The organism is Faecalicatena contorta (assembly GCF_021531995.1).
Lineage (GTDB): Bacteria > Bacillota > Clostridia > Lachnospirales > Lachnospiraceae > Dorea_A > Dorea_A contorta_A.
The window spans coordinates 1-6,632 of the sequence record NZ_JAFBIZ010000138.1 but is presented as its reverse complement, the minus strand read 5'-3'; the positions used below and the strand labels follow the sequence as shown (position 1 = coordinate 6,632).

Below are 6,632 nucleotides of genomic sequence, written 5' to 3'. Positions count from 1 at the left end.
CTTCATATATTGCATGAATAAAAAAAATCGTAAAAGTTTTTTGCCAGAATGATGAAATAATTTGGTATTTTTTAAATTGAATATTAAAAAAGTATAAATGTTAAATGATTCAACCTGTAATTTATTGAAAAATTATATATATGTAAGTCTAAATTGGTAAAATGTAACAAAAACAAAAGCTGTTTTTGGCTATTTTGCTGAAATTGACAATTCCAGAAAATTGTCGTTAAATGTTTTAAAAAGAGAAGAGGGAAGTGATAGTACGGAGAAATTATCAACAGCACTGATGGAAGAGCTGAATTGTAAGACATCCTTTACCATTCCGATTTTTGGTGGAATTCCAGTAGCAGAGTCCGTTGTAGTAACCTGGATGATTATGGCGGTAATGATTGCTGCAGCATTTTTCCTTGGAAGAAATCTTAAGGTACAGAATGTAGGAAAGCGTCAATTGGTGGTGGAGACGGTAATTGGCGGATTGCACAGCTTTTTCTATGATTTGCTCGGTGAGGAGGGAAAACGTTATATTCCTTATCTTATCACTGTAGCAATTTATATCGGATTATCCAATATGATTGGTCTGGTTGGACTGAAATCACCGACGAAAGATGTCGGTGTGACAGGTGCTCTGGCACTTATGAGCATTGTGTTGATTGAATATGCAGGTGTACATCAAAAGGGAGCCAGGGGCTTTTTAAAAAGCTTTATGGAGCCAATCCCGATTATGTTGCCTATGAATATTCTCGAAATCTTCATTCGGCCCCTGTCACTTTGTATGCGTTTGTTTGGAAACATTCTGGGCGCATTTGTAATTATGGAATTGGTGAAAATTGTAGCACCACTTCTGGTGCCTATTCCGTTAAGCCTTTATTTTGATTTGTTTGACGGATTTATTCAGGCTTATGTATTTGTATTTTTAACATCACTGTTTATTAAAGAAAGCATTGAGTAAGAAAAGGAGAGTTTATTATGTCATTAACAGCAATTGGCGCAGGTATCGCAGCATTAACAGGTATTGGAGCAGGTATAGGTATTGGAGTTGCAACATCAAAGGCGGTAGACGCAATTGCAAGACAGCCGGAAGCAGATGGTAAGATTACAAAGACATTACTTCTTGGTTGTGCTCTTGCAGAAGGTACTGCTATTTTCGGTATGGTAGTTGCAATTTTAATTATCTTATTCTTAGGATAGGAAAGGTCTGGTAGAGCATGCAGTTATTAAGAATCGATTGGAATGTTGTTTGGACAATTATCAATCTGCTCATTCTTTTCGTTGCCTTACGTCATTTCTTATATAATCCGGTCATAAAGATCATGGATGAAAGAAAGAAAATGATTGATGGTCAGATCGCAGATGCAGAAAATCAGAAAAAACAGGCCTGCGAGCTTAAGGCACAGTATGCGAAGAAACTTGAGGAAGCACATGTGGAATCCGCAGAGATTATGGAGAAAGCAAAAAAGAGTGCACAGGCTGAGTATGATAACCGCGTTAGCGCAGCGAATGCAGAGGCACAGAGAATCATTCAGGATGCACATAAAACTGTGGAACTGGAACGCGACAAAACTGTTGCGGATCTGCAGTCTGAGATTGCCGTACTGGCAATTGCAGCAGCAGGGAAAGTGCTGGGCGAGGCAAGTACCAGTGAGAATAACCAGTTACTGTACAATCAGTTCCTGGCACAGGCAGGTGGTATCAATGACGCAAACAGCTAAAAATTACGGAACAGTCTTATTTGAGCTGGGTGTAAAAAAAGACATTGTTGAAAAGACAAAGGATATTTTTTCAATGACCGAAGAATTGCCCAAAGTGCTGCGCAGCCCCATTGTATCCAAAGAAGCAAAGCACCGTCTGATTGAAGCTGTTTTTCCGGAAGAGATAAGAAATTTTCTCAAAGTAGTCAGTGACTGTCAGGAGATGGATCTCATGGACGAAATCTTCCTGGCTTATAAGAAAATGTATGATGAGAACAATGGTATCTTGTGTGCAGAGATGTCTTATGTGACGGAACCGGATGAATCACAGGTTGCCCGGATGAAGGCATACCTTGCCGATAAATATGGCAAACAGACGGTAGAACTCTCTATGGTGGAGGACAAAAGCCTGATTGGTGGTTTTGTACTGCGTGTTGGAGACAAAGAAGAAGATTATAGTATGAAAGGACGTCTGAATCGGTTAGCAAAGAGATTGACGTGGAGGTGATAACGTGGGTTCCATTAGTTCAGAAGAGATTGTATCTATCCTGAAATCGAAAATAGAAAATTATGACATGGTAAGCAAAGACCAGGAGGTTGGAGAGGTCATCTGGGTGGGTGACGGAATTGCAACTGTTTATGGTATCGAGCATGCCATGTATGGCGAAATCGTTATATTTGAGAACGGAATCCGTGGTATGGTACAGGATATCCGGCGTGATCAGGTAGGATGTATTATCCTTGGAAAAGACACTGAAATCAAACAAGGAACAAAAGTAACAAGAACAAAGAAAAAGGCGGGTGTTCCGGTAGGTGAGTCCTATGTTGGCAGAATTATCAATGCACTGGGTGCACCAATCGATGGAAAAGGTGAGATTAAAGCGGATGACTATCGTGCAATCGAGCAGGAAGCACCGGGAATCGTGGACAGACAGTCGGTGAATCAGCCATTGGAAACTGGTATTCTGGCAATTGACTCCATGTTTCCGATTGGTCGTGGACAGCGTGAACTGATTATCGGTGACCGTCAGACAGGTAAAACTTCCATCGCAGTTGACGCGATTTTGAATCAGAAGGGAAAAGATGTCATTTGTATCTATGTAGCGATTGGACAGAAAGCTTCTACAGTTGCAAAGCTTGTAAATACATTGACAAAGAATGGTGCAATGGATTATTCTATCGTACTTTCTTCTACTGCGAGTGATTCTGCATCCCTGCAGTATATCGCACCGTATGCGGGAACTGCAATGGCCGAGTACTTTATGTATAAAGGAAAAGATGTTCTGATTGTATATGATGATCTGTCCAAACATGCAGTTGCATATCGTGCGTTGTCGTTATTATTGGAGCGTTCTCCAGGACGTGAGGCATATCCGGGTGATGTATTTTACTTGCATTCAAGATTGCTGGAACGTTCAAGTAAGTTGAGCAATGAACTTGGCGGAGGATCCATTACCGCACTTCCAATCATTGAGACGCAGGCGGGGGATGTATCTGCATACATTCCAACAAACGTTATTTCCATTACCGATGGACAGATATTCCTTGAAAGTGATTTGTTCAATTCCGGTATGCGGCCAGCTGTAAACGTTGGACTTTCCGTATCCCGTGTGGGTGGTGCGGCACAGGCCAAGGCTATGAAAAAGGCTGCCGGAACGATTCGTATCGATCTTGCTCAGTATCGTGAAATGGAAGTGTTTACACAGTTCAGTTCGGATTTGGATGAAACAACGAAGGAACAGCTGCAGTATGGGAAGGGGCTGATGGAATTACTAAAACAGCCACTTAGCCATCCAATGAGTCTGGCGGATCAGGTGATTACACTGGTTGCTGCAGGCAATCGTCTGTTTCTGGATGTTGAGATAAAAAAGACCAAGGATTTCCAGCTTCGTCTTTTGGATTTCTTCCATGTGGAGCATAAGGAAATTGTGGATGAGATTAACACAAACAAAGTGTTAACCCAGGAACTGACAGAAAAAATTGTAGCAGCAGTGAAAGAATTCAGAAGCAGGTGATGGAGCATGGCAAACACGAAGGAAATTCAAAAGCGGATGAAAAGTATCCAGGATACCATGAAAATCACGAGTGCCATGTATATGATATCGTCCGCAAAGCTTAGAAGTGCAAAACAGAAGCTGAAAAATACCGAGCCGTATTTTTATTCTCTTCAGGCGGCAATCTCCAGACTGCTTAGACATGTTCCAGATGCAAAAAGTCGTTATTTTGATCAGGATCATGAGATTGCTGACAGCCAGAAAAAGAGAGGTTACATAGTAATTACCGCTGACAAAGGACTTGCAGGTGCATACAATCACAATGTCATTAAAATGGCGCATGAGCTTTTTGCCCAGGGCGAAAATAACAAACTTTTTGTTTTGGGAGAGTTGGGCCGTCAGTATTTTGCAAAAGAAGGTCTGGCGGTGAATTCGGAATTCCGATATACGGTACAGAACCCTACACTTCACCGTGCCCGTGTCATTACGGACCGTATCATGGAATTATATGATGCAGGTGAGCTGGATGAGGTATATATTATCTATACCAAGATGGAAAATTCGGTTACCATGGAGGCAGAAAAAATGCGGCTGCTTCCCTTTGAAAAAGAAAAATTTATGCAGACTCCTGTTGATATCTATCATGAGGAGATTAAAGCGGAGACTTCTATGGAAGAAATCTTGGACCATATTGTTCCCAACTATGTGACCGGATTTATTTATGGTGCACTGGTAGAATCTTTCGCCAGTGAACACAATTCTCGAATGATGGCGATGCAGACTGCAACTGACAGTGCAAAAGATATGTTGCGGGTGCTGGCCATCGAGTATAACCGTGTGCGTCAGGCCGCCATTACTCAGCAGATTACTGAGGTCATCGGTGGAGCCAAAGCACAGAAGAAAAAGAGAAAATAGGAAGGATTGTGAAAAGAAAAATGAAAAAAGGAAAGATCGTACAGGTCATGGGACCTGTGGTTGATGTAGAATTTGAAGATAATGACCTTCCATATATCAAAGATGCGCTGGAAGTAGACAATGCCGGAAAACGTTGTGTCATGGAGGTTGCACAGCACATCGGAAACAATACTGTCCGTTGTATTATGCTGGCAGCCAGCGAAGGGCTCCAAAAAGATATGGAAGTCACAGCAACCGGAAGCGGCATCAAAGTTCCGGTCGGCAAAGGAACACTTGGACGTTTGTTCAATGTTCTGGGTGATACCCTTGACGGTGGTGAGAGCCTGGATGCTGAGACACATTGGTGTATTCATAGAGATCCGCCATCTTTCGAAGATCAGAGTCCTGTTGTAGAAGTACTTGAGACTGGAATTAAGGTTATCGACCTTTTGGCACCGTATGCCAAAGGTGGTAAGATTGGTCTGTTCGGTGGTGCCGGTGTAGGTAAAACGGTATTGATCCAGGAATTGATTCGAAACATAGCAACGGAGCATGGCGGATATTCCATTTTTACCGGTGTAGGTGAGCGCTCCCGTGAAGGTAATGACCTTTGGTCTGAAATGCGGGAATCTGGTGTAATTGAGAAGACAGCCCTGGTGTTTGGACAGATGAATGAGCCGCCGGGAGCACGTATGCGTGTTGCAGAAACCGGACTTACCATGGCGGAGTATTTTCGTGATCAGGAACATCAGAATGTATTGTTATTTATTGATAATATTTTCCGTTTTACACAGGCAGGTTCTGAGGTATCTGCATTGCTTGGCCGTATGCCTTCAGCCGTAGGTTACCAGCCAACGCTGGCAACTGAGATGGGTGAACTGCAGGAACGTATTGCATCAACTAAGAATGGTTCTGTTACTTCCGTACAGGCGGTATACGTACCAGCTGATGACTTGACGGACCCTGCTCCGGCAACAACATTCGCACATTTGGATGCGACAACGGTACTTTCCAGAAAGATTGTTGAGCAGGGTATTTATCCGGCCGTTGATCCGCTGGAGTCGAATTCCAGAATCCTGGAGGAAGATGTAGTTGGCAGGGAACATTACGAGACTGCAAGACGTGTACAGGAAATTTTGCAGAAATACACTGAATTGCAGGATATTATCGCAATTCTGGGTATGGAAGAGTTGTCCGAGGAGGATAAGCTGACGGTATATCGTGCAAGAAAGATTCAGAAGTTCCTGTCACAGCCATTTCACGTAGCCGAGAACTTCACTGGCGTTCCCGGAAAATATGTACCGCTGAAAGAAACAATACGTGGATTTAAGACAATTATTGATGGAGAGATGGATCAGTATCCGGAAGCAGCCTTCTTCAATGTAGGAACCATTGATGATGTAATTGCCAAGGCAAAAGAAATGGAAAGTGTTGCCGCCAACCAGGAGGAATAAGCAATGAATACATTTAGTTTGAAGGTAATAGCCTGTGATAAAGTATTCTTTGACGGACGCTGTGTGCAGTTGGTTCTGCCACTGCATGACGGTCTGAGAGCCATACAGGCTCACCATGAAAACATGGTATTCCCAGTAGAAGTAGGGGAGTTGAGCATACTGCAGGAAGACGGAACGACTGTTCTCGGTGTTACCGGAACAGGTTTTGCACAGATGATTAACAACCGTGCCACTGTCATCGTAGATACCTGTGAGAGTCTGGAAGAAATCGACTTGCGTAGAGCACAGGAGGCAAAGGAACGTGCCGAAGAGCAGCTGCGGCAGAAGCAGAGTATCGAAGAGTACCATCGTTCAAAGGCATCACTTGCCAGAGCTATGGCCCGGCTGAAAGCAGGAAAACGGGATGTTCCACTGGGCTACTAATCAAAAAGTTAAAAAAGGATTGGTTCAAGTTTACTTGGTACCAATCCTTTTTTTGGTGCGCCTGGCGGCGCACGTTTCTAACGGGTGCAAGTCGTGTGTTCTGCAAGCTGTTATCGGCTTGCCAGTGAAAGTCTGGTCAAGGTAATCGCCAGTGAGCCTTGTAGCGAACCTCCAATGCC

8 protein-coding genes are annotated in these 6,632 nt (G+C 43.2%); all 8 read left to right on the top strand.

The features are described 5' to 3' along the window. Positions 1-286: 286 nt before the first annotated feature. Genes JQM82_RS13830 through JQM82_RS13795 form a run of 8 tightly spaced genes read left to right on the top strand, consistent with a single transcriptional unit; the run spans position 287 to position 6,453 of the window. Positions 287-949, top strand: a complete 663-nt coding sequence (locus tag JQM82_RS13830; protein WP_235250976.1) for a F0F1 ATP synthase subunit A — start codon at positions 287-289, stop codon at positions 947-949. 17 nt (positions 950-966) lie between these two features. After that, positions 967-1,188: an ATP synthase F0 subunit C gene (atpE, locus tag JQM82_RS13825; protein WP_268827748.1), complete on the top strand. Its 222-nt coding sequence runs from the start codon at positions 967-969 to the stop codon at positions 1,186-1,188. Between the two features lie 17 nt (positions 1,189-1,205). Then, the gene (gene atpF, locus JQM82_RS13820) at positions 1,206-1,709 is read left to right on the top strand and encodes a F0F1 ATP synthase subunit B (RefSeq protein ID WP_235250973.1); all 504 of its coding nucleotides are present in this window, start codon (positions 1,206-1,208) and stop codon (positions 1,707-1,709) included. Beyond that, the gene (gene atpH, locus JQM82_RS13815; RefSeq protein ID WP_235250972.1) at positions 1,693-2,196 is read left to right on the top strand and encodes an ATP synthase F1 subunit delta; all 504 of its coding nucleotides are present in this window, start codon (positions 1,693-1,695) and stop codon (positions 2,194-2,196) included. The genes atpF and atpH overlap by 17 nt, the downstream gene beginning before the upstream one ends. Before the next feature lie 4 nt (positions 2,197-2,200). Then, positions 2,201-3,703: a F0F1 ATP synthase subunit alpha gene (gene atpA, locus JQM82_RS13810; protein WP_235250971.1), complete on the top strand. Its 1,503-nt coding sequence runs from the start codon at positions 2,201-2,203 to the stop codon at positions 3,701-3,703. A gap of 6 nt (positions 3,704-3,709) precedes the next feature. Beyond that, positions 3,710-4,597 carry an ATP synthase F1 subunit gamma gene (atpG, locus tag JQM82_RS13805; protein ID WP_235250970.1) on the top strand — a complete coding sequence of 296 codons (888 nt, stop codon included), beginning with the start codon at positions 3,710-3,712 and terminating at the stop codon, positions 4,595-4,597. 20 nt (positions 4,598-4,617) lie between these two features. Then, on the top strand, positions 4,618-6,030 hold the full coding sequence (atpD, locus tag JQM82_RS13800; RefSeq protein ID WP_235250974.1) for a F0F1 ATP synthase subunit beta: 1,413 nt from the start codon (positions 4,618-4,620) through the stop codon (positions 6,028-6,030). A gap of 3 nt (positions 6,031-6,033) precedes the next feature. Continuing rightward, positions 6,034-6,453, top strand: coding sequence for a FoF1 ATP synthase subunit delta/epsilon (locus tag JQM82_RS13795; RefSeq protein ID WP_235250969.1), 420 nt, complete (start codon positions 6,034-6,036; stop codon positions 6,451-6,453). Positions 6,454-6,632 lie beyond the last annotated feature (179 nt).